This is a genomic window from Sphingomonas sp. KR3-1 (assembly GCF_040049295.1).
Taxonomy (GTDB): Bacteria; Pseudomonadota; Alphaproteobacteria; order Sphingomonadales; family Sphingomonadaceae; genus Sphingomonas.
Map to the genome: position 1 here is coordinate 825907 of NZ_JBDZDQ010000001.1, position 19945 is coordinate 845851.

At 67.5% G+C, this 19945-nt stretch carries 24 protein-coding genes; 16 read left to right on the forward strand and 8 right to left on the reverse strand.

What is annotated here, in order from left to right; all coding sequences use genetic code 11:
• Positions 1 to 107 precede the first annotated feature (107 nt).
• Positions 108 to 728, forward strand: a complete 621-nt coding sequence (locus ABLE38_RS04195) for a PilZ domain-containing protein (protein ID WP_348972902.1) — start codon at positions 108 to 110, stop codon at positions 726 to 728.
• A gap of 34 nt (positions 729 to 762) precedes the next feature.
• Here ABLE38_RS04195 and ABLE38_RS04200 read toward each other — a convergent pair whose 3' ends face one another.
• Positions 763 to 1248, reverse strand: a complete 486-nt coding sequence (locus tag ABLE38_RS04200) for a ClpXP protease specificity-enhancing factor SspB (protein WP_348972903.1) — start codon at positions 1246 to 1248, stop codon at positions 763 to 765.
• A 71-nt stretch (positions 1249 to 1319) separates the two neighbouring features.
• On the opposite strand from ABLE38_RS04200, the gene hisB reads away from it, so the two are divergent.
• From hisB to ABLE38_RS04240, 8 genes are all read left to right on the forward strand, one after another.
• Positions 1320 to 1907 carry an imidazoleglycerol-phosphate dehydratase HisB gene (gene hisB / locus ABLE38_RS04205; protein WP_348972904.1) on the forward strand — a complete coding sequence of 196 codons (588 nt, stop codon included), beginning with the start codon at positions 1320 to 1322 and terminating at the stop codon, positions 1905 to 1907.
• Complete coding sequence (gene hisH / locus ABLE38_RS04210; RefSeq protein WP_348972905.1) at positions 1904 to 2509, forward strand: imidazole glycerol phosphate synthase subunit HisH; 606 nt, start codon at positions 1904 to 1906, stop codon at positions 2507 to 2509. The genes hisB and hisH overlap by 4 nt, the downstream gene beginning before the upstream one ends.
• Positions 2497 to 3249 carry a 1-(5-phosphoribosyl)-5-[(5-phosphoribosylamino)methylideneamino]imidazole-4-carboxamide isomerase gene (gene hisA / locus ABLE38_RS04215; RefSeq protein WP_348972906.1) on the forward strand — a complete coding sequence of 251 codons (753 nt, stop codon included), beginning with the start codon at positions 2497 to 2499 and terminating at the stop codon, positions 3247 to 3249. Before hisH ends, hisA begins: the two co-directional genes overlap by 13 nt.
• Positions 3246 to 4007 (forward strand): imidazole glycerol phosphate synthase subunit HisF, encoded by a 762-nt coding sequence (gene hisF / locus ABLE38_RS04220; RefSeq protein ID WP_348972907.1) that lies wholly within the window; start codon positions 3246 to 3248, stop codon positions 4005 to 4007. The genes hisA and hisF overlap by 4 nt, the downstream gene beginning before the upstream one ends.
• Before the next feature lie 202 nt (positions 4008 to 4209).
• Positions 4210 to 4410, forward strand: a complete 201-nt coding sequence (locus ABLE38_RS04225; protein WP_348972908.1) for a hypothetical protein — start codon at positions 4210 to 4212, stop codon at positions 4408 to 4410.
• Between the two features lie 31 nt (positions 4411 to 4441).
• A complete protein-coding gene (locus tag ABLE38_RS04230; RefSeq protein WP_348972909.1) occupies positions 4442 to 4759 on the forward strand; it encodes a phosphoribosyl-ATP diphosphatase in 318 nt (105 codons plus the stop codon).
• Positions 4760 to 4867: 108 nt separating this feature from the next.
• The gene (locus tag ABLE38_RS04235) at positions 4868 to 5245 is read left to right on the forward strand and encodes a histidine triad nucleotide-binding protein (protein ID WP_348972910.1); all 378 of its coding nucleotides are present in this window, start codon (positions 4868 to 4870) and stop codon (positions 5243 to 5245) included.
• A gap of 343 nt (positions 5246 to 5588) precedes the next feature.
• Positions 5589 to 7115, forward strand: coding sequence for an amino acid permease (locus ABLE38_RS04240; protein WP_348972911.1), 1527 nt, complete (start codon positions 5589 to 5591; stop codon positions 7113 to 7115).
• A gap of 102 nt (positions 7116 to 7217) precedes the next feature.
• Here the strand turns inward: ABLE38_RS04240 and ABLE38_RS04245 are convergent, their stop codons facing one another.
• Complete coding sequence (locus ABLE38_RS04245) at positions 7218 to 8216, reverse strand: adenosine kinase (protein WP_348972912.1); 999 nt, start codon at positions 8214 to 8216, stop codon at positions 7218 to 7220.
• A 56-nt stretch (positions 8217 to 8272) separates the two neighbouring features.
• On the opposite strand from ABLE38_RS04245, the gene ABLE38_RS04250 reads away from it, so the two are divergent.
• Positions 8273 to 8968, forward strand: a complete 696-nt coding sequence (locus ABLE38_RS04250) for an EI24 domain-containing protein (RefSeq protein ID WP_348972913.1) — start codon at positions 8273 to 8275, stop codon at positions 8966 to 8968.
• Positions 8965 to 9339 carry a hypothetical protein gene (locus tag ABLE38_RS04255; protein ID WP_348972914.1) on the forward strand — a complete coding sequence of 125 codons (375 nt, stop codon included), beginning with the start codon at positions 8965 to 8967 and terminating at the stop codon, positions 9337 to 9339. Before ABLE38_RS04250 ends, ABLE38_RS04255 begins: the two co-directional genes overlap by 4 nt.
• Here ABLE38_RS04255 and queG read toward each other — a convergent pair.
• Positions 9336 to 10469, reverse strand: coding sequence for a tRNA epoxyqueuosine(34) reductase QueG (gene queG, locus ABLE38_RS04260; protein WP_348974446.1), 1134 nt, complete (start codon positions 10467 to 10469; stop codon positions 9336 to 9338). The two genes, ABLE38_RS04255 and queG, sit on opposite strands and share 4 nt — an antisense overlap.
• Before the next feature lie 60 nt (positions 10470 to 10529).
• Here queG and ABLE38_RS04265 point away from each other — a divergent pair, with 60 nt between their 5' ends.
• From ABLE38_RS04265 to msrB, 4 genes are all read left to right on the forward strand, one after another.
• A complete protein-coding gene (locus ABLE38_RS04265) occupies positions 10530 to 11456 on the forward strand; it encodes an ATP-binding cassette domain-containing protein (protein ID WP_348972915.1) in 927 nt (308 codons plus the stop codon).
• Positions 11453 to 12688 carry an ABC transporter permease gene (locus tag ABLE38_RS04270; protein ID WP_348972916.1) on the forward strand — a complete coding sequence of 412 codons (1236 nt, stop codon included), beginning with the start codon at positions 11453 to 11455 and terminating at the stop codon, positions 12686 to 12688. Before ABLE38_RS04265 ends, ABLE38_RS04270 begins: the two co-directional genes overlap by 4 nt.
• A gap of 103 nt (positions 12689 to 12791) precedes the next feature.
• Positions 12792 to 14021, forward strand: coding sequence for a cytochrome P450 (locus tag ABLE38_RS04275; protein ID WP_348972917.1), 1230 nt, complete (start codon positions 12792 to 12794; stop codon positions 14019 to 14021).
• 31 nt (positions 14022 to 14052) lie between these two features.
• Positions 14053 to 14535, forward strand: coding sequence for a peptide-methionine (R)-S-oxide reductase MsrB (gene msrB / locus ABLE38_RS04280; RefSeq protein ID WP_348972918.1), 483 nt, complete (start codon positions 14053 to 14055; stop codon positions 14533 to 14535).
• 93 nt (positions 14536 to 14628) lie between these two features.
• Here the strand turns inward: msrB and ABLE38_RS04285 are convergent, their stop codons facing one another.
• A complete protein-coding gene (locus tag ABLE38_RS04285; protein ID WP_348972919.1) occupies positions 14629 to 15201 on the reverse strand; it encodes a CHAP domain-containing protein in 573 nt (190 codons plus the stop codon).
• A gap of 423 nt (positions 15202 to 15624) precedes the next feature.
• Between ABLE38_RS04285 and ABLE38_RS04290 the strand changes: the two genes are divergently transcribed.
• Complete coding sequence (locus tag ABLE38_RS04290; RefSeq protein WP_348972920.1) at positions 15625 to 16176, forward strand: hypothetical protein; 552 nt, start codon at positions 15625 to 15627, stop codon at positions 16174 to 16176.
• 18 nt (positions 16177 to 16194) lie between these two features.
• Here ABLE38_RS04290 and ABLE38_RS04295 read toward each other — a convergent pair whose 3' ends face one another.
• The 4 genes from ABLE38_RS04295 to ABLE38_RS04310 are packed head-to-tail and all read right to left on the reverse strand — an operon-like array spanning position 16195 to position 19812.
• Positions 16195 to 16929, reverse strand: a complete 735-nt coding sequence (locus tag ABLE38_RS04295) for an extensin family protein (RefSeq protein WP_348972921.1) — start codon at positions 16927 to 16929, stop codon at positions 16195 to 16197.
• Complete coding sequence (locus ABLE38_RS04300; RefSeq protein ID WP_348972922.1) at positions 16926 to 17666, reverse strand: NUDIX domain-containing protein; 741 nt, start codon at positions 17664 to 17666, stop codon at positions 16926 to 16928. Before ABLE38_RS04300 ends, ABLE38_RS04295 begins: the two co-directional genes overlap by 4 nt.
• 29 nt (positions 17667 to 17695) lie before the next feature.
• A complete protein-coding gene (locus ABLE38_RS04305) occupies positions 17696 to 18727 on the reverse strand; it encodes an SMP-30/gluconolactonase/LRE family protein (RefSeq protein ID WP_348972923.1) in 1032 nt (343 codons plus the stop codon).
• Positions 18724 to 19812, reverse strand: coding sequence for a Gfo/Idh/MocA family oxidoreductase (locus tag ABLE38_RS04310; protein WP_348974447.1), 1089 nt, complete (start codon positions 19810 to 19812; stop codon positions 18724 to 18726). Before ABLE38_RS04310 ends, ABLE38_RS04305 begins: the two co-directional genes overlap by 4 nt.
• Positions 19813 to 19945 lie beyond the last annotated feature (133 nt).

The following is a 19945-nucleotide window of genomic DNA, read 5'->3' on the forward strand; positions in this document are numbered from 1 at the left end:
GCGGCGTTTCCAGAGCACGGAATTTCCTGCGCCGTTAACCAACCATCCGCTTCTGGCCGACTATGAGTAAATCGATGCACGCGAATGCACCCATTTTCGGCCGGGGGATGACGGAACGCCCGCCGCGCAAGAACTTGCTGCTCTCCGCCACGATCGAGGCGGACGGGCTGAAGGTCGCCGTGCGGATCCGCAACCTCTCCGAAGGCGGCGCGATGCTCGACGGTTCGGTGCTGCCGCGCCCGTGCACCAAGCTGGTGCTGCGCCGCGCGGAGATCGAGATGGGCGCCCGAGTCGTTTGGCAGGGCGCCGGGCGCTGCGGCGTCGCCTTCGACACCAGCGCCGTCACCGTCGAGGAATGGGTGTCGGGCAATCGCTCGGCGAGCTTCAACGGCTTCCACGGCCAAGCACGCGTCGACGCCATCCAGGACGCGGTGCGCAGCGGCGCGGCGCTGCCGGCAGAGCCCGAGGCGCCGGCCGGGCCGTCGCTCGCCGATCTCGGCACGCGGCTGGTCGAGGAGATCCACCATGTCCGCGAACTGCTGGATTCTCTCGGCGAGCAGCTGATCGACGATCCGCATGTGATCGCCACGCACATGGCATCGCTGCAGAATCTCGACCGCGCCAGCCAGATCCTCGATCATCTGGGCAACATCCTCGGCGCCGACGATCCCGCCGCCGCAGTCGACGCGGTGGCGATGCAGGAATTGCGCGCACGCCTGATGCGCTGAAATCGCCGATACCGGCCTTGCGGCCGGGGCCAGCTTACTTCTTCCGCTTGAAATCCACCGAGACGACGTTCGAGCCGTCGTCCGTCGGCTTGACCGCCGGACCGTCATTCTCCGCCTCTTCGTGCTGCGGATCGGGCTCGTCGCCGCTGTCGGCCGCCTGGAAGCGCAGCTCGAAGTTCACCGCCGGGTCGTGGAAGCCGGTGATCGCCGAGAAGGGAATGTTGAGCATCGCCGGCACCTGGTTGAAGCTCAGGCCGACCGAGAACTTGTTGTCGTCGACCTTCAGGTCCCAGAAGCGGTGCTGCATGACGATGGTCATCTCGTCCGGGAAGCGCTCGATCAGGCGCTGCGGGATGTCAACCCCGGGCGCATGCGTCTTGAAGGTGATGTAGAAATGATGGCCGCCGGGCAGGTTGCCCGTCTCGGCGACGGTGCCGAGCACGCGGCCGACCACGGCGCGCAGGGCTTCCTGCACGATCTCATCATAGGGAATCAAGCTATCGGGCACGTTGCCAGTCATGCCCCTTGGGTAGCGCACGGAGCCGCACGGTCAAGATTGCATGCGCGGCAACCATCGTTATGTGGGTGCCGATGCGCACCGCCACCGTAAGCCGCAAGACGAGCGAGACCGCCGTCGACGTCACCGTCAACCTGGACGGGACGGGAGCCTATTCCGTTTCGACGGGGATTGGCTTCTTCGATCATATGCTCGAGCAGCTCAGCCGCCATTCGTTGATCGATCTCGACGTGAAGACGGTGGGCGACCTCCATATCGACCAACACCATACGGTGGAGGATACCGGGCTGGCGATCGGCGAGGCCGTGGCCAAGGCACTCGGCGACAAGAAGGGCATCCGCCGCTATGCCGACGCGCTCTCGCCGATGGACGAGACGCTGACCCGCGTCGCGATCGACATTTCCGGGCGCCCCTTCCTCGTGTGGAAGACCGAATTCTCGCAGAAGCGCCTCGGCGAGATGGACACCGAGATGTTCGAGCACTGGTTCCACTCGTTCGCGCAGACCGCGGGCGTGACGCTGCACGTCGAGACGCTTTACGGCACCAACAACCACCATATCGCCGAAGCCGCGTTCAAGGGCCTGGCCCGCGCGCTGCGCGAAGCGGTCGAGATCGATCCGCGCAAGGCCGATGTGATACCCTCGACCAAGGGCGTGCTGTGAGCGCCATAGCGCTGATCGATTACGGCGCGGGCAATCTCTACTCGGTGCACAACGCGCTGAAGGCGGCGGGCGCGGCGAACATCGCGGTTACCGCCGATCCCGAGGCAGTGCTCAAGGCCGACCGGATCGTGCTGCCGGGCGTCGGCGCGTACGGCGCCTGCGCGGCGGGGCTGCGCGTCATCCCCGGCATGGTCGAGGCGCTGAACACCCGCGTCCGCCAGCAGGGCGCGCCGTTCCTCGGCGTCTGCGTCGGCATGCAGCTGATGGCCGATGCCGGTGAGGAGATGGGCACGCACCCCGGTCTCGGCTGGATCCCCGGCACCGTCCGCGCGATCGCGCCCGCCCCCGGCGTGCACGTGCCGCATATGGGCTGGAACGATGTCGTCCCCGCTGCCCCGCACCCGCTGATCGAGGCAGGCGAGGCCTATTTCCTGCACAGCTTCGCCTTCGAAGGCGAGGACGTGCTCGCCACCACCGACCATGGCGGCCCGGTCACCGCGGCGATCGGCCGCGACAACATGATCGGCGTCCAGTTCCACCCCGAAAAGAGCCAGCGCTACGGCATTGCGCTGGTCGAGAGATTCCTAGCATGGCGCCCCTAGCTTCAGATGGCCTGATCATCTTTCCCGCGATCGACCTCAAGGGCGGGCAGGTCGTCCGCCTCGCCGAGGGCGACATGGACCGCGCCACCGTCTATGGCGACAACCCCGCTGCCCAGGCCGAGAGCTTCGCACAGGCCGGCGCCGAATGGCTGCACGTGGTCGATCTCGACGGCGCGTTCGCGGGCGAATCGATCAACGACGCGGCGGTTGCCGCGATCCTTGAGAGCGGCTTTGGCGGTCACATCCAGCTCGGCGGCGGCATCCGCAACCGCGACTCGATCGACCGCTGGCTTGATCTCGGCGTCGAGCGCGTGGTGATCGGCACCGCGGCGCTGGAGAATCCCGACCTCGTCCGCGAAGCCGCGCGCGACAATCCCGGCCGCATCGTCGTCGCGGTCGATGCGCGCGACGGGCTGGTCGCAACGCGCGGCTGGGCCGATGTGTCGGACGTGTCGGTGGTCGATCTCGCCCGCCGCTTCGAGGATGCCGGCGTCGCAGCGCTCCTCTTCACCGATGTCGGCCGCGACGGGCTGCTCAAGGGCTGTAACGTCGAGGCGACCGTGGCGCTGGCCCGCGCGGTGTCGATCCCGGTGATCGCCAGCGGCGGCGTCACCGATATCGCCGACATTCATGCACTGCGCCCGCACGTCGCCGACGGCGTGGAAGGCGTGATCACCGGCCGCGCGCTGTACGACGGCCGGCTCGACCTCAAATGGGCGATCGAAGTGGGCAAGGCATGACCGTCCGCGCCCGCGTCATCCCCTGCCTCGACGTGGCGAACGGCCGCGTGGTGAAGGGCGTCAACTTCGTCGACTTGAAGGACGCCGGCGACCCCGTCGAGCAGGCCCGCGCCTATGACGCCGCCGGGGCGGACGAGCTCTGCTTCCTCGACATCACCGCCAGCCACGAGGCGCGCGGCACGATCCTCGACGTCGTCCGCCGCACCGCCGAGGTGTGCTTCATGCCGCTCACCGTCGGCGGCGGGGTACGCAGCGTCGAGGATGCGCGCGCGCTGCTGCTCGCCGGCGCGGACAAGGTCGCGGTCAACTCCGCCGCGGTCTCGCGTCCCGAAGTCGTGGCGGAGATCGCCGAGAAGATGGGCAGCCAGTGCGTCGTCGCCTCGGTCGATGCGCGCAAGGTTGCGGGGGGGCGCTGGGAAGTCTTCACGCACGGCGGCCGCAAGCCGACCGGCATCGACGCCGTGACGCATGCGCTCGCGCTCGCCCATCTCGGCGCCGGCGAGCTGCTGATCACCTCGATGGACCGCGACGGCACCCGCGACGGCTATGACCTCGAGCTGATCCGCACGATCGCCAACCAGGTGACCGTGCCGGTGGTCGCCTCAGGCGGAGTCGGCAATCTCCAGCATTTGGTCGACGGCATCGCGCAGGGCCATGCCAGCGCCGTGCTCGCCGCCTCGATCTTCCATTTCGGCGAGGCGAGCATCGCCGACGCGCATGCCGCGCTGGCGGCGGCGGGGATTCCGGTTCGGTCCTGACTCCCTCTACCGCTTTGCGGGAGAGGGACGGCTCGCATCGCGAGCCAGGGTGAGGGTCAATAAGGGGCCACAAGCGCTGCGCCTGCCGCCCTCACACACCCTCACCCCGGCCTCGCTTCGCTCGACCACCCCTCTCCCGCCATAGCGGTAGAGGGAAAAGCGGCTTAACCCTTCCCCAACCCCACCACGCTACACCACCCTCATGCTCCGCATCGCCCTCCCCCTGCTGCTCCTCGCCGCGCCGGCCATCGCCGCCGACGAGCCGCCGCATACCGGGCGTGCCGGTACGCGCTCGATGCCCGAGCTTTCGGACCTGGCGCTTGCCGCGGTCGCGGCCGGCGGCATCTGGTTCGTCCGCCGCCAGCTGCGCGCGCGCTTCCGCAAGACCGCACCCAAGGATTGACAGGGACGCCCGCCTCCCGCAGCCGGGAGCCATGGCCGATACGCTCGACACGCTTGAACAGACCATCCGCGCCCGCCGCACAGCGAGCCCGGACAGCTCCTATGTCGCCAGGCTCACCGCCCGAGGCCGCGCCAAGATCGCGCAGAAGCTGGGCGAGGAAGCGACCGAGACCGTCATCGCCGCGATCCAGGACGACCGCGAGGAACTGACCAAGGAAGCGGCGGACCTCGTCTTCCACCTGATCGTGCTGCTCGCCGATGCCGGGCTGAGCCTCGATAACGTCCGCGCCGAGCTGGCGCGGCGCGAGGGCGTGTCGGGGATCGAGGAAAAGGCGAGCCGGCCGGCCTAGCCGTCATCCCGCCGAAAGCCGGGATCGCAGGCCGTATCGCGCCACCACACGAGATCCCGGCTTTCGCCGGGATGACGGTTTGCTATTGGATTGGGAAAGGAGCCGCGCATGCCCATCGACGCTACCCAGCCCTATGACGAGCAGAACATCTTCGCGAAGATCTTGCGCGGCGAGATTCCGTCGAAAAAGGTGTTCGAGGACGATTTCGCCCTCGCCTTCCACGACATCAACCCGCAGGCGCCGCACCACATCCTGGTGATCCCCAAGGGCGCCTATGTCTCGTGGGACGATTTCTCGGCCAAGGCGAGCGAGGCGGAGATCGCCGGCTTCGTCCGTGCCGTGGGACAGGTCGCGCGCGAGGCGGGGTTCGTGGAACCCGGCTACCGGCTGCTCGCCAATACCGGCGTCGACGCGCACCAGGAAGTGCCGCACCTCCATGTCCATGTCTTCGCCGGCAAGCCGCTGGGGCCGATGCTGGCGCGCTGATTCCCGACTTTACCCTGGTTTTCCCCGGCGCAGGCCGGGGCCCAGACTAAGCGAGCGCGGCAAAGGCGCGCGACTCTAAAGACTGGGGCCCCGACCTTCGCCGGGGAAAGAAGAGTGTCCGCCCGCTTCTCCACCCCCGTGCGACGCCATCCTCTCCGGAATACCGCCCTCGCCACCCTCTCGGCAACTTCCGCCAAGCCCTGCCCCCACGACTCGCCGCTTTCGTAGCGCTAAAGCGGCACTTGGGGGCACTAAAGCATTGCCTCCCCCGGTTTTGCGGCTAGGCTCGCGCCTTTCATCAAGACGGGGGCGGCGGACGAACCGCCGCTAAGGGGACCATTTCATGATATTCGGGCGAGTAAAGTCTCTCGATGCCATTCTCGCGACAGCCGAGAAGAAATCGCTGCATCGATCGCTGGGCGCATTCCAGCTCACCATGCTGGGCATCGGCGCCGTCATCGGCACCGGTATCTTCGTGCTGACCGCCGAGGCGGCGCAGAAGGCCGGCCCGGGCATGATGCTGTCGTTCGTGATCGCCGGCTTCGTCTGCGCGGTCGCGGCGCTCTGCTACGCCGAGATGGCGGCGATGGTGCCGGTCTCCGGCTCCGCCTATACCTACAGCTATGCCGTGATGGGCGAGCTGGTCGCCTGGATGGTCGGCTGGGCGCTGATCCTCGAATATGCGATCGCCGCCGGCGCGGTGTCGGTCGGCTGGTCGGGCTATTTCATCGGCTGGCTCAACTCGAGCTTCCATATCACCATACCGCTCGACCTGGTCCGCGGTCCGTTCGACGGCGGCATCATCAACCTGCCCGCGATGCTTATCGCGGCGCTGGTGACCGCGCTGCTCGTCAAGGGCACCAAGGAAAGCGCGACCGTCAACGCCGTGCTCGTCGGCGTCAAGATCATCGCGCTGACGATGTTCGTCGCGCTCACCATTCCGGTGATCCGCACGGGGCAGTTCACTCCGTTCGCGCCGCTCGGCTTCGCCGGCATCTCGGGCGCAGCCGCGTCGATCTTCTTCGCCTATGTCGGCTTCGACGCGGTCTCGACGGCCGCCGAAGAGACCAAGAACCCCCAGCGCAACATGCCGATCGGCCTGATCGGCTCGCTCGCGATCTGCACGATCTTCTACCTGCTCGTCGCGTCGGGCGTGATCGGCACCGTCGGCGGCCAGCCGATGTTCGGCCCGGGCGGCGAACATCTCTCGCCGGGCACGCCGGGCCTGTCGCAGGCCTGCCAGGCGATCCACGACAACGCCGTGGTCTGCTCGAAGGAGGCGCTGGCCTGGACGCTCAAGCAGATCGGCCATCCCTTCGTCGGCTGGCTGGTCGGCGCCGCGGCGATCATCGCGCTGCCTTCGGTCATCCTGATGATGATGTTCGGGCAGACCCGCATCTTCTTCGTGATGAGCCGTGACGGCCTGCTGCCCGAGTTCTTCTCGCGCGTGCATCCGCGCTTCCACACCCCGCACGTCATCACCATCCTGACCGGCATCTTCGTGACGCTGTTCGCGGCGTTCTTCCCGGTCGGGCTGCTCGCCGACGTCTCGAACGCGGGCACGCTGTTCGCCTTCGCGGCGGTGTCGATCGCGGTGCTAGTGCTGCGCTACACCGACAAGAACCGCCACCGCCCGTTCCGCACGCCGCTGATCTGGGTCACGGCGCTGCTGTCGATCGTCGGCTGCATCTACCTGTTCTACAGCCTCGACATGAAGACCAAGTCGATCTTCCTGATCTGGGCGGGGATCGGCCTGGTGGTCTATTTCGGCTACAGCCGCGCGCGCAGCCATGTCGGCCTCGGCCGGGACGAAGTGCACGAGCCGGAAGCCTATGAGGAGCTGAAGCCGGAGGTCCCCGGCACCCATTGAGGGCGCCGGTTTCCGAACAAGAGAAAAGGGCCGGAGGAGCGATCCTCCGGCCCTTTTCTATTTAGATTCCTACCCCAGAAAGCTGGGGGAGGAATTAATGGCTTAGCCCAGCTTCGCCTCGGCCAGTGCCTTGAGGTCGACCTCGGCACGGGCGCCATAGTGCTGGATGATCTCGGCGGCGGCGATCGCGCCCAGGCGCAGCGAGTCCGCTACCGAGCGGCCCTGGGCCTGGCCGTGGAGGAAGCCCGCCGCGAACATGTCGCCCGCGCCGGTGGTGTCGACCAGCTTCGCGATCGGCTCGGCCGGAACCTCGACGCGGTCGCTGCCGACCAGCGCCATCGCACCCTTCTCGCTGCGGGTGACGACCAGCACCGGCACCTTGCCGTGGATGTGCTGCACCGCCGCCTCGAACTCCTCATGCTCGCACAGCGCGAGCAGCTCGTTCTCGTTGGCGAACAGGATATCGATCAGCCCGTCCTCGATCAGCTTGCGGAAATCGTCGCCGTGGCGCGAGATGCAGAAGACGTCGGACAAAGTGAAGGCGACCTTGCGGCCGTTGCTGCGGGCGATCTCGATCGCCTTGCGCATCGCGGCGCGCGGCTCCTCGGGATCCCACAGATAGCCCTCGAGATAGAGGATCGCGCCATTGGCGATCACGCTCTCGTCGAGCGCCGCCTCGGGCAGGAACTGCGAGGCGCCGAGGAAGGTGTTCATCGTGCGCTGGCCGTCCGGCGTCACGAAGATCAGGCAGCGCGCGGTGGTCGGCTGGCCGGGGCGGACCGCGGTGTCGAAATCGACGCCGGCGGCGCGGATGTCGTGCGCGAAGACCTGGCCGAGCTGGTCGTCGGCGACCTGGCCGATGAACGCGGTCTTGCCGCCCAATGCGGCGATGCCGGCCACGGTGTTCGCCGCCGAACCGCCCGAGATCTCACGGCCCGGGCCCATCTTGGCATAGAGCGCGTCCGCCTCTTCGGGCGAGAACATCAGCTGCATCGAGCCCTTGGCGACGCCGATCTCCTCGATGAAGCTGTCCTCGGCCTGGGCAAGGATATCGACGATCGCATTGCCGATGGCGACGACGTCATAGGTCGGGCTGGTCAAACTGGTGCTCCAAAAAGATTGCGCGGCTGCCCTAGTCGCGGGCAAAGGATAGCGCAATGATCCAGGCCTTCTTCCTCTCGCTCGGCCAGTTGTTCGACCGCCCGATCCTTGCGGTCTTCGTCAAATCGATCCTGCTCACCCTGATGCTGTTCGTCGCGGTGAGCGTGGGACTGTGGTTCGGCATGCACGCACTGGCTGACGGGATCGCAGCCTGGCTCGGCGGCTGGAGCGGATCGGATACCTTTGCCGACATCACCACGATCGTGCTCGTCATCTTCGCGCACTGGCTGATGTTCCGCGCGATCGCGGTCGCGGTGATCGGCATCTTCGCCGACGAGGTGGTCGCCGCGGTCGAGCGCAGATATTATCCCGACGCGCATGCCCAGGCGCGCGACGTGCCGTTCGCCCGGTCGCTGGCGATGGGCCTGGGCTCGGCCGTGCGGCTGATCGCGATCAACCTGCTGTTCTCGCCGCTTTATCTTATCCTGCTGGTCACCGGCGTGGGCACCGCGGTGGCGTTCTTCCTGGTCAATTCGTGGCTACTGGGACGCGACCTGGGCGACATGGTCGCGGCGCGGCACATGGGCAGCAACGCGCTGCCCAAATGGCGCCGGCGCACCAGCATCAGCCGCTTCGCGCTGGGCGCGGTGGGCACCGGGCTTCTGCTCGTCCCGATCCTGAACCTGATCGCCCCGGTGCTGGGAGCCGCGATGGCCACGCACGCATTTCACCGCGGGAGGCGGACTTCTTGAAGAAACTGATCCTGATCGGCGCGCTGGCGCTCGGCGCGTGTGGCGAAGGCGCGATCCCGCCGCCGCGCGCCGGCTATGTGCCGCTGCCCAGTGCCGCGGCGACCGCGCAGATGCCCGCCAACCTTGCGGCGATCCACGGTGCCACCGCCCCGCGGCTGATCGCCCGGCTCGGCAAGCCGCAGCTCGACATGACCGAGGGCAGCGCGCGCAAGCTTCAGTTCGCCGGGCCGATCTGCGTGCTCGACACCTATCTCTATCCGCAGGGCCGCGGCGAGGCAGTGGTGACGCATGTCGATGCCCGCCAGCGCGACGGCAGGCCGATCGACGAGGCGAGTTGCGTCGCCGCGCTCAGCGCCCGGCCGGCGCGCTAACGTCTTAAGCCCCTCCCCCTCGGGGGAGGGGTTTTGGGGTGGGGCAGAGTCTCACCGAGACCTTCCCCTGCGGATAGGCCCCACCCCAACCCCTCCCCTGAAGGGGAGGGGCTTAGTTTCTCCAGCGCCCAGCCCGCCGCCTCGCGGATCGTCTCGTCCGGATCGTCGAGCAGGGCCCGCACCGGCGCGACTAGGGCGGCGCTGCCGCTGTTCCCCGCCGCGATCAGGCAGTTGCGCACCATCCGGTCGCGCCCGATCCGCTTGATCGGCGAGCCCGAGAACACTTCGCGGAACGCCGCATCGTCCAGCGCGAGCAGGTCCGCCAGCGCCGGCGCGGTCAGCTCGGCGCGCGGGGCGAAGGCGAGGTTTGCCTGCGCCGCATGCGCGAACTTGTTCCACGGGCACACCGCCAGGCAGTCGTCGCAGCCATAGATGCGGTTGCCGATGCCTTCGCGGAATTCGTGCGGGATCGGCCCCTTGTGCTCGATCGTCAGATACGAGATGCAGCGCCGCGCATCGAGCCGATAGGGCGCGGGAAAGGCGTCGGTCGGGCAGGCGGTCTGGCAGGCGTCGCAGCTGCCGCAGGTCGAGCGCTGCCGCGCGTCGGGTTCCAACTCTAGCGTCGTGTAGATCGCGCCGAGGAACAGCCAGCTGCCATGCGTGCGGCTCACCAGATTGGTGTGCTTGCCCTGCCAGCCCAGCCCTGCCGCCTCGGCGAGCGGCTTTTCCATGACCGGCGCGGTATCGACGAAGACCTTGAGTTCGCCCGGCGCGACCGAGACCAGCCAGCGCCCGAGCTCCTTCAGCCGGCGCTTGATCACGTCGTGATAGTCGGCGCCCTGCGCATAGGTGGAGATGCGCCCGATCTCGCCCTGCCCGGCCAGCGCCAGCGGATCGGTGCGCGGCGCATAGCTCATGCCGAGCGAGATCACCGAGCGCACCTCCGGCCAGAGCCCGGCGGGGCTCTCGCGGTGGTGGGCGCGCTCCTCCATCCAGATCATCGAGCCGTGGCGCCCTTCCTCGAGCCATTGCCGCAGCCGCTCGGCGGACTTGGGCGCGGCATCGGCGCGCGCGATCCCGCAATCGGCGAACCCGATTTCGGTCGCTTTGGCCCTTATTAGGGCTTCCAATGCCTTGTGCTGCGTCACGCGGACCCGCTACCACGGTTGCGACAACGGAGGGATTCCATTTTGACGAGCGAATTGGCCGTAAGCGCCCGGGGGCTGGTCAAATATTTCGGGGACCGGCGCGTGGTCGACGGCGTCGACATCGCGGTGCCCAAGGGGCTGATCTACGGCGTGCTCGGCCCCAACGGCGCCGGCAAGACCACGACGCTGCGCATGCTGCTCGGCATCATCGAGCCCGACGAAGGCACGCGCACGATGCTCGGCCGCGCCCATCCGCGCGAAGCGAGCGACGTCACCGGCTATCTGCCCGAGGAGCGCGGCCTCTATCCCAACATGAAGTGCCGCGAGGCGATCGCGTTCATGGGCGCGCTGCGCGGCCTGCCCTGGGCGGTCGGCCGCAAGCGCGCCGATACGCTGCTGGAGAATGCCGGCCTCGGCCATGCCAAGGACGAGAAGATCCGCAAGCTCTCCAAGGGCATGGCGCAGCTCGTCCAGCTGCTCGGCTCGGTGGTGCACGAGCCCGAGTTGCTGGTGCTCGACGAGCCCTTCTCCGGCCTCGACCCGGTCAACCAGGAGAAGCTGGAGAAGCTGATCCTCGGCGAGCGCGACCGCGGCGCGACGATCCTGTTCTCGACCCATGTCATGGCGCATGCCGAGCGGCTGTGCGAGCGGCTGTCTATCATCGCCGGCGGCAAGGTGCGCTTCGAAGGCACCGTCGCCGATGCCCGCGCGTTGCTGCCGATGAAGGCGCACTATACGCCGCACCACAATGTCGACGGCGCCGGCGCGCTGCTTCCGCGCGATGCCGAGCGCGAGAATGGCAGCTGGCGCTTCACCGTGCCGCCCGACGGGATCGAATCGCTGATGGTCAGGCTGATCGATGGTGGCTTCGGCGTCTCCGGCCTGTCGATCGAGCGGCCCGGGCTGCACGACGCGTTCGTGAAGATCGTCGGTGCCGATGCACTCAAGGATCAGGAGGAAGCGGCATGAGCAATTTCTCGCGCACGCTCCGCCAGGCGCTCACCGTCGCGCGCCGCGACTTCACCGCCACGGTGTTCACCCCGACCTTCCTGCTCTTCCTGCTCGCCCCGGTGCTGATGATCGCGTTCGGCACGGTCGGCGGGATCGGTGCGCAGTCGATCGTCGGCGACGACTCAGGCATGAAGATGGTGGTGATCGCGCCGCCCGAGCAGGCCCCCGTGCTGCTCGCCACCGACAAGCAGCTGCGCACGCTCTTCCCCAAGAAGGGCGACCTGACGCCGCCGCCGCTCACCATCGAAGCGCCGCAGGGCGACCCCGCCGCGCAGGCGCGCGCCTTCTTCGACAATGACAAGTTCGATGCCGCCGCCGTGCTCTACGGTCCGCTCGACAAGCCCGACGTGCTCTATGCCCGGCGCGGGTGGAGCGAGGCGCAGTTCCTCTCCCAGCTCGCCGAGCAGAGTCTGCGCGCGCAGAAGCTGGGCAGCGCCGAGCCGGTGAGCACCGTCACTCAGACCGTGGTCCAGCGCGGCCACGCCTCGCCGGGCGGGCGCGGGCAGGCCGCCTCGATCGGCGTGTTCGCGATGTTCTTCATCACGCTGTTCCTCTCGGGCCAGGCGGTCGGCACCATGGCCGAGGAGCGATCGAACAAGGTGATCGAGATCCTCGCCGCCGCCGTCCCGCTCGAAAGCGTGTTCTTCGGCAAGCTCATCGGCATGTTCGGCGCCGCGGTGCTGTTCGTGCTGTTCTGGGCGACGATCATCATCAATGCGACCAAGCTGCTGCCGCCCGAGATCGCCGGCAGCTTTCCCAGCCTGGTCGCGGCGATCGGCGCGCCGGTCTATGCGCTGCTCTTCATCGGCTATTTCACCATGGCCTATATGCTGCTCGGCGCGATGTTCCTCAGCATCGGCGCGCAGACTTCCACCCAGCGCGAGCTGCAGATGCTCTCGCTGCCGATCACCATCTTCCAGATGATGATGTTCGGCCTGGCGCTGGGCGCGGCGACGCGGCCGGACAGCTGGATCGCGATCGCAGCGCGCGTCTTCCCGTTCAGCTCGCCTTTCGCGATGATCGGCATGGCAGGCAGTTCGCCGGCGATCTGGCCGCACCTGCTGGCGCTCGCCTGGCAGATATTGTGGGTGGCGATCATCATCACGCTCGGCGCCCGCTGGTTCCGCCGCGGCGTGCTCAAGTCGGGCAGCCCGAAGCGCAAGGCGAAGATCGGGGCGTTGGCGGCCTGAGCCTTCTAAATTCCTCCCCGAGCAAGCTCGGGGAGGAATGAGCTCCACTATTGACACCACTGTCAACTAAGCGTTTCCTGCACCGAAAGGCAGGAGAGGCAGCATGGCGACGCTTGCGACCGAGACCGAGACGAGCGCGGATCCGCTCGACGTCAGCCGACCCGAGCTCTACCGCGACGACACTTGGCATGCGCCCTTCCGCGAGCTGCGCGCCAGGGGCGGCGTCCATTACACCGCAAACAGCGCCTTCGGGCCGTTCTGGTCGATCTCCACCTACAAGCCGATCGTCCAGGTGGAATCGCTGCCCGAGATCTTCTCCTCGCAGGCCGGCGGCATCACCATCGCCGACCTGCAGGAAGGCGACATCAAGATGCCGATGTTCATCGCGATGGACCGGCCCAAGCACACCGGCCAGCGCCGCACCGTCGCCCCCGCCTTCACGCCGAGCGAGATGGTGCGGATGACCGAGAATATCCGCGCGCGCACGATCGAGATCCTCGATTCGCTGCCCGTCGGCCAGGAATTCGACTGGGTCGACCAGGTCTCGATCGAGCTGACCACGCAGATGCTCGCGATCCTGTTCGACTTCCCCTGGGAGGATCGCCGCAAGCTCACCTACTGGTCCGACTGGGCCGGCGACATCGAGATCGCCAAGGATCCGGTGCGCAAGCAGCAGCGCCGCGAGATCCTGTTCGAATGCGCCGCCTATTTCGGCGAGCTTTGGAAGGGCAAGCTCGGCAAAGAAGCGACGCCCGACCTGATCTCGATGATGATCCATTCGGACGCGATGGCCGAGATGGACCAGATGGAGTTTCTGGGGAACCTGATCCTGCTGATCGTCGGCGGCAACGATACCACGCGCAACTCGATGAGCGCCTTTGCCTGGGGGCTCGAGCAGTTCCCCGACGAGCGCGCCAGGCTCGAGGCCGATCCCGGGCTGATCCACAATGCCTGCCAGGAGATCGTCCGCTGGCAAACCCCGCTCTCCCATATGCGCCGCACCGCGACGCAGGATACCGAGCTGGAAGGCCACAGGATCCGCGAGGGCGACAAGCTGGCGCTCTGGTATCTCTCAGCCAATCGCGACGAGAGCGTGTTCGAGAATGCCGACAAGATCATCGTCGACCGCGAGAATGCCCGGCGGCACCTGGCGTTCGGCCACGGCATCCACCGCTGCGTCGGGGCGCGGCTGGCCGAGCTGCAGATCGGCGTGCTGATGGAGGAAATGGCCAAGCGCCGGCTGCGGGTGAACGTGGTCCGCGAGCCCGAGCGCGTCGCGGCGTGCTTCGTCCATGGCTACAAGAAGATGCCGGCGGAGCTGAGTCACTATTGAGCCGGCCGCGCGTTATACCCACATGGGCCCCATGAACAGCAATCGCCGCACCTTCCTCACCGTCGCCGGCATTGGCGCACTCACCGCCGCATGCGGTGGCGCGCCGGCCGAGGCCGCGCAGAAATTCCCCTTCACGCTCAGCGATGCCGAGTGGCGGAAGCGGCTGAGCCCGCAGGCCTATCGCGTGCTCCGCCAGGGCGAGACCGAATATGCCTTCTCCAGCCCGCTCAACAAGGAGCACCGCGCCGGCACCTTCACCTGCGCCGGCTGCGCGCTGCCGCTGTTCAGCTCGACCACCAAGTTCGACAGCGGCACCGGCTGGCCGAGCTTCTGGCAGCCGCTGCCCAACGCCGTGGCCTCCCGGGGCGACGATTCGCTCGGCATGAGCCGCACCGAAGTGCTGTGCCGGCGCTGCGGCGGGCATCTCGGCCATGTCTTCGACGACGGGCCGCGGCCTACCGGCAAGCGCTACTGCATGAACGGCGTGGCGCTGGCGTTCGTGGCGAAGGGCTGAGGCCTCAATTCCCCTCCCTGCAAGGAAGGGGAGCTAAAATGAAAAAGCCCGGACAAAGCCGGGCCCTTCCAAACATCGCTATCGCCGGAGCGATCAACCCGCGTCGGGGGTCTCGTTCTTGGCCGCGGCGATCAGGTCGCTCATGTCGAGGTCGAGCGACGGCTTGATGTCGTCGTCATTGTCGAAGTCGCGCGGTGCGCTGCCCGAATAGATGAAGCCGTTGACCGGATAGACCGAGGTGCCGAGGCCGCCGGTCGGCGCGAACCACACCTTCACTTCGCTCCAGTCGCCAGCGGCCGACACGTCGACGGCGCGGACATTGCGCTCGATGCCACCGGCACGCGACCAGTTGGCATGGGTGAGGAGCACTTCGCGATCGCTGATCACCTGGCTGACCATGGCGACATGGCCGAGCGGCATCTTGGCGGTGCGCTGGAACGACATCACTGCGCCGATCTTGGGGGCTTCGCCGCGCTGGTAGCGACCGGCGGCCTGGTTCCACCAGGTCCAGGCATTGCCATGGATGTCCACGCCCGAGACTTCGCGGGCGAACGGGGCACACTGCCAGAAGGTACGGCCCTTGGCCGACGCCGCCTGCGGCGCGGCCGTCATCAGGATGCAAGCAGCCATCAGCGCGAAACGCGCTGCGAGAACACGAAAATTCATGGACCCCCCGGTCAGGAAGCAATCAGGTGTTGAGTGCGAATGACCAAACTATAGGACCGAAGTACACCCCTGCGGCCGGTCGATGGGACGAACCGTTGCGACGAGCCGATGACCTGCAAAAATCCCCCCGAACCAGGGAACCTTTGCCCGAGACGCTCGTGCATGCGGCCCGGAATGCGCCTCCGCGGCATCCGTGCGAACCCGGATACGCCCCCGTTACGATCTGCAATTTCCTTGCGTATTCCTTCTATTTACCTGTGGTTTTCCACAAGCGGCACCTCAATTCGTCGCATCCATGTTGCGCCGCGGAATCACATGCGTTCCTATAATGAACGGGGAACGACGAACGGTTCAGCGGCTCGTTAACCATATTGCCGCAGTATCGCTCTCGGAGGGTCATTGTCTGGGGTGGGAGTATTGAGCATGGGAGCAAGGGCAAAGCCGGCCGAAGGTGCGATGACGCTGGCGGAAATGAAGGAATTCGCAGGCTTCAGCGCAGCGACGCAGCGCTATATCCGACGCGCGCTCGATATCGGCCTGGAACGCGAGGACGCGATGATCCGCTGGTCGCGCGACGTCGTCGAAGCCGCCAGCATCCGCGCCCAGTCGCGCATCTATGACCGCCTCCACGAAGTGCGCGCGCTGATGCCCGACGACAGCGACCTCGATTCGATCGAGCCGTTCCTGGCGCCGCTCGTCGCCATAGCCGCCTTCGATCTCGGCCAGGGCCGCCTCACCAGCTTCTCCGCCTTCCGCTTCCTCTACGAGCGGCTGGTCGGCGCCGAAGTGCGCCCCTGGCTCCCCTCGGCCTTCTGCGCCGCGGCGGCGCTGCCGCACCTCCACCCGGACCTGCGCCGCAAGCTGCTCCAGTCGATCAGCGAAGCCGCGGCGACCGCCTCGGGCTGGTCGAACCGCCAGCCGAGCTTCTACCCGGCCTGGGTGGAAAAGGTCGACACGGCGTCGTTGTCGCACTGAGTTCCTGCGCGGGCTTGCCTAGTGGCAGGCCCGCCACCCCATCTCCCCCCGCTCCGCCTCGTCGAGGTGCAGGTGATCGCGGTGCGCCGCGTTGTAGTCGGGGGACAATACAGTCGAGAACAGCTTGCACGCGCCGGTGCGCACCTCGCGCAGGAACGCGGCCTTCTCCCCGCCTTCGCTCCAATCCCCGATCACGCTGATCCGGGTTCCGTCCGCGAGGCGGAACGCCGCGATGTCGACCGCGTCGGCGGTGGCGTGCTCGCTCCAATCGCCGGCGCTGCGGCCGTACATGCGGCGGCAGGAATAGCTGCCGAGATGCTCGATCTGGACGATATCCTGCCCGAAATGCTTCTGTGCGGCGGGCTGGAGGATCTCCCACTCCCACAAGGACAGCGCCGCCGCCACCGGGCAGGACGTGCCGAGATTGGCCGGACGATAGGCGATCCCGCGCGATCCGCCGGGGGCGAAGCGGATGCCGTCCGCATAGCCGCATTGCGGCTCGCTCCCCGCCACCTTGGGCAGCACGGTGTAGCGCACTCCGGCCGAACGCAGCAGCACCCGGCACTCGGCGAAATCGTCGGTCAGCCCGGCGAGCTTGCGGCCGGTGAACACCCCGATCGGCTGGCTGAGGTCGAGCCGCGTCCAGGGCAGGTCCTGCGGGCGGTTGCGCAGCGCCGCATAGCCGAGGAACAACCCGCCCAGCAGCACCATGACGAGGATCAGCACCGATATCGCCCGGCGCAGGCGCCTCATGCGCGGATCGCCTCGTCGAGCCGCTGTGAAGTGACGGGGTAGCCGAGATCGTCGGGGATGCAGAGATGCTGCTCGCCGCCGCGCGCCTCGACCCAGGGGGTGATCGCTCGCACCGGATGCGCGCGGGCATCGGCCACCGCATCGTCGAAGCGGGCGAACAGCGCCAGCCGCTCGAGGTTGCGCCGCGTCGGGAAGATCAGGTGCGCCTCGCCACGCTCGGCCATCGCCAGCACCGCGCGGGCGCTCGCCCAGAAGACGCGGACATTCTCGTTGCCGTCGACAAGCGGCTCGGCATTGTCCGGCGCGCGGGCGAGGTAGAAGCGCGTGTCGAAGATCCGGTGCTTCATGCCGAGCGGCAGCCAGCGCGCAAAGGGCACCAGCGCGTCGAGAGCCAGCGCGGCGCCGGCTTCCTTGAGCAATTCGCCCAGCGGCTCGCCGGCATAGAGCCGCTCGCGCAGCGCCAGCATCCGGCCCGCCGGTGCCAGGCCGATCACGACCCCCGCTTCCTCCAGCGTCTCGCGGATCGCGGCAATGCGGGCAGCGTTCTCCTGCGGATCACCGGGCTGAAGCCCGGCCAGCGCGACATCGCCCGGATCGACCCGGCCGCCCGGAAACACCAGCGCCCCGCCCGCGAACGCCATCGCCGCCACACGCTCGACCATCAGCAATTCGGGCACGCCGCCGCGCTCGCGCATCACGATCACGGTCGCCGCGGGAATCGCTTCTTCGTCTGCCATGTGTCCGGTGTAGGGCCGCCGGGTGTCGCTTACCAGCCGGATGCCTTCAGCCGCACCCTCATCACGCTGTCCGACGAGGTGATGAACAGCGTCTTCCCGTCCTCGCCGAAGCAGCAGTTCGCCGCCGCCTTGCCGGTGGAGATCAGGCCCAGCTTCCTGCCGTCCGGCGCGATGACGTAGATCCCGCCCGGGCCGCTGGCGAACAGATGCCCGCTCTTCGCCACCTTCATCCCGTCGGGCAGGCCGGGCAGTTGCTTCGCCACTTCCGCCGAGAAATCGACGAACGGCACCAGCTCGGTGCTCGCCGAGCCGTCCAGGGCCAGTTCGCAAGTGAAGATCTTCGCAGCGTCGGGATCGGACTGGCTGACATAGAGCCGGTCGAGCGCCGGCGAGACGCCGATGCCGTTGGGGCGCTTGAGCTTGCCGTCGATCAGCGCGACGTCGCTGCCGTCCGCATTCACCCGGTAGACGCCGTTGAAGGCGAGCTGCTTGAGCGGCGAGGTGTCGCCTTCGGCCAGGCCATAGGGCGGATCGGTGAAGTAGATGATCCCGTCGCGACCGATCGCCACGTCGTTGCAGCTGTTGAACTTCTTGCCCTCGAAGCTGCCGACGACGATGGCTTTCCGCTTCGTCGCCAGGTCCACCCGAGCGATCGCGCGCGTGCCCGAATCGGCCATCAGCAGCGCGCCGCTCGCATCGACCGTCATGCCGTTCGATCCCGCCTCGCGGATGCCCGCGGGGATCGGCCCGGCCAGGCCCGAAGGCGAGAGGAACGGCTTCGCCCCCTCCCCCGCCTTCCAGCGCCAGGCGACATTCGCCGGCACGTCGGAGAAGAGCAGATAGCCGCCCTTCCTCACCCAGGTCGGTCCCTCCGCCCATTTGAAGCCGGTCGCGATCACGTCGATCGGGCTCTTGGTGTCGATCAGCGCATCGAGCGCCGGGTCGAAGCGGGTGATCCCGCCCACCGTCTCGCCCAGCGCGACGCCGGGGAAGAAGGGCAAGGCCGCCATGCCGGCCAGCAGGCCGCGGCGCGTCGTCTCCATCATGTGTCTCTCCGTCATGCGAGCGTGATCGCCCGCCCTTCGCGCGCCGATCGGTATATCGCCTCGATCAGCCGCATGTCGCGCAATCCTTCCTCGCCCGATGCGCGCAGCGGCATGCCGGTCAGCACGCTTTCCGCCAGATGGTCGAGCTGGCCGACGAACTGGTTCTTGGCCGGCGGCAGCAGCTCGACCGCGCTGGTCTGCCCATTCGCCCGCGTCCACATCTTGTGCCCCTCATAAGGCGTGGCCGGCTCCATCCCCACCCAGCCCTTGGTCCCGGTCACCCGGTACGCGTTGTGGCCGGAGGAGTAACTCGACACGCAATTGGCGATCAACCCGGAGGGGAAGCGCATTTGCCAGTCGATCCGGTCCTCGACCGTCTCGAAGCGCGGATCGCGCTTGTCGGTCGATTCCATCGCGCTGATCTGGACCGGCTCCTCGCCCGCCAGATAGCGCGCGGCGTTGAGGCTGTAGATGCCGATGTCCATCAGCGAGCCGCCGCCCGAAAAGGGCCGGCTGAGCCGCCACTGGCCGGCCTGGGCGTAGAAGCCATGCTCGGCAGTGATCAGCGTCGGACGGCCGACAAAGCCGGACTTCACCAGATCGACCGCGTGGAGATTGTACGGCTCGAAATGGCAGCGATAGCCGATCATCAGCTTGCGGTTCGCCTTCCGGGCGGCGGCGATCATCGCCTCGCATTCGGCCGCGGAGACCGCCATCGGCTTCTCGCACAGCACATGCTTGCCCGCCTGGCTGGCGCGGATCGAATATTCGGCATGCATGCTGTTGGGCAGCACGACATAGACCAGGTCGATATCCGGGTTGTCGCGGATCCGGTCATAATCCTGGTAGCTGTAGCGGTGCGTTTTCGGGATGCCATATTGCCCGCCGAACTGCTCGAGCTTGGCAGGGGTGCCGCTCACCAGCGCGCGCAACTCGGCGAATTCGCAGTCCTTGATGCGCGGCATGATCTGGTTGGTCGCATAATTGCCCAGCCCGACGATCGCGTAACCGAGCTTGCGCCTGCCCTGCGCCCAGGCCGGCAAGGCACTCGCCGCCAGCCCTGCGCCAATGCCGCCCAGCACCGCGCGCCGCGTTCCCATGATCTCCATCGGCCCCTCTCCGCCTAGCGAAACCCCAAGCCCGTCGCCGGCAGGTGCCCACCGGTCGACCTAGGTTAGCGCTATCATGGATGGCTGGGGGCGACTAGACTTCTACGACCTTAGTCGAACTGGC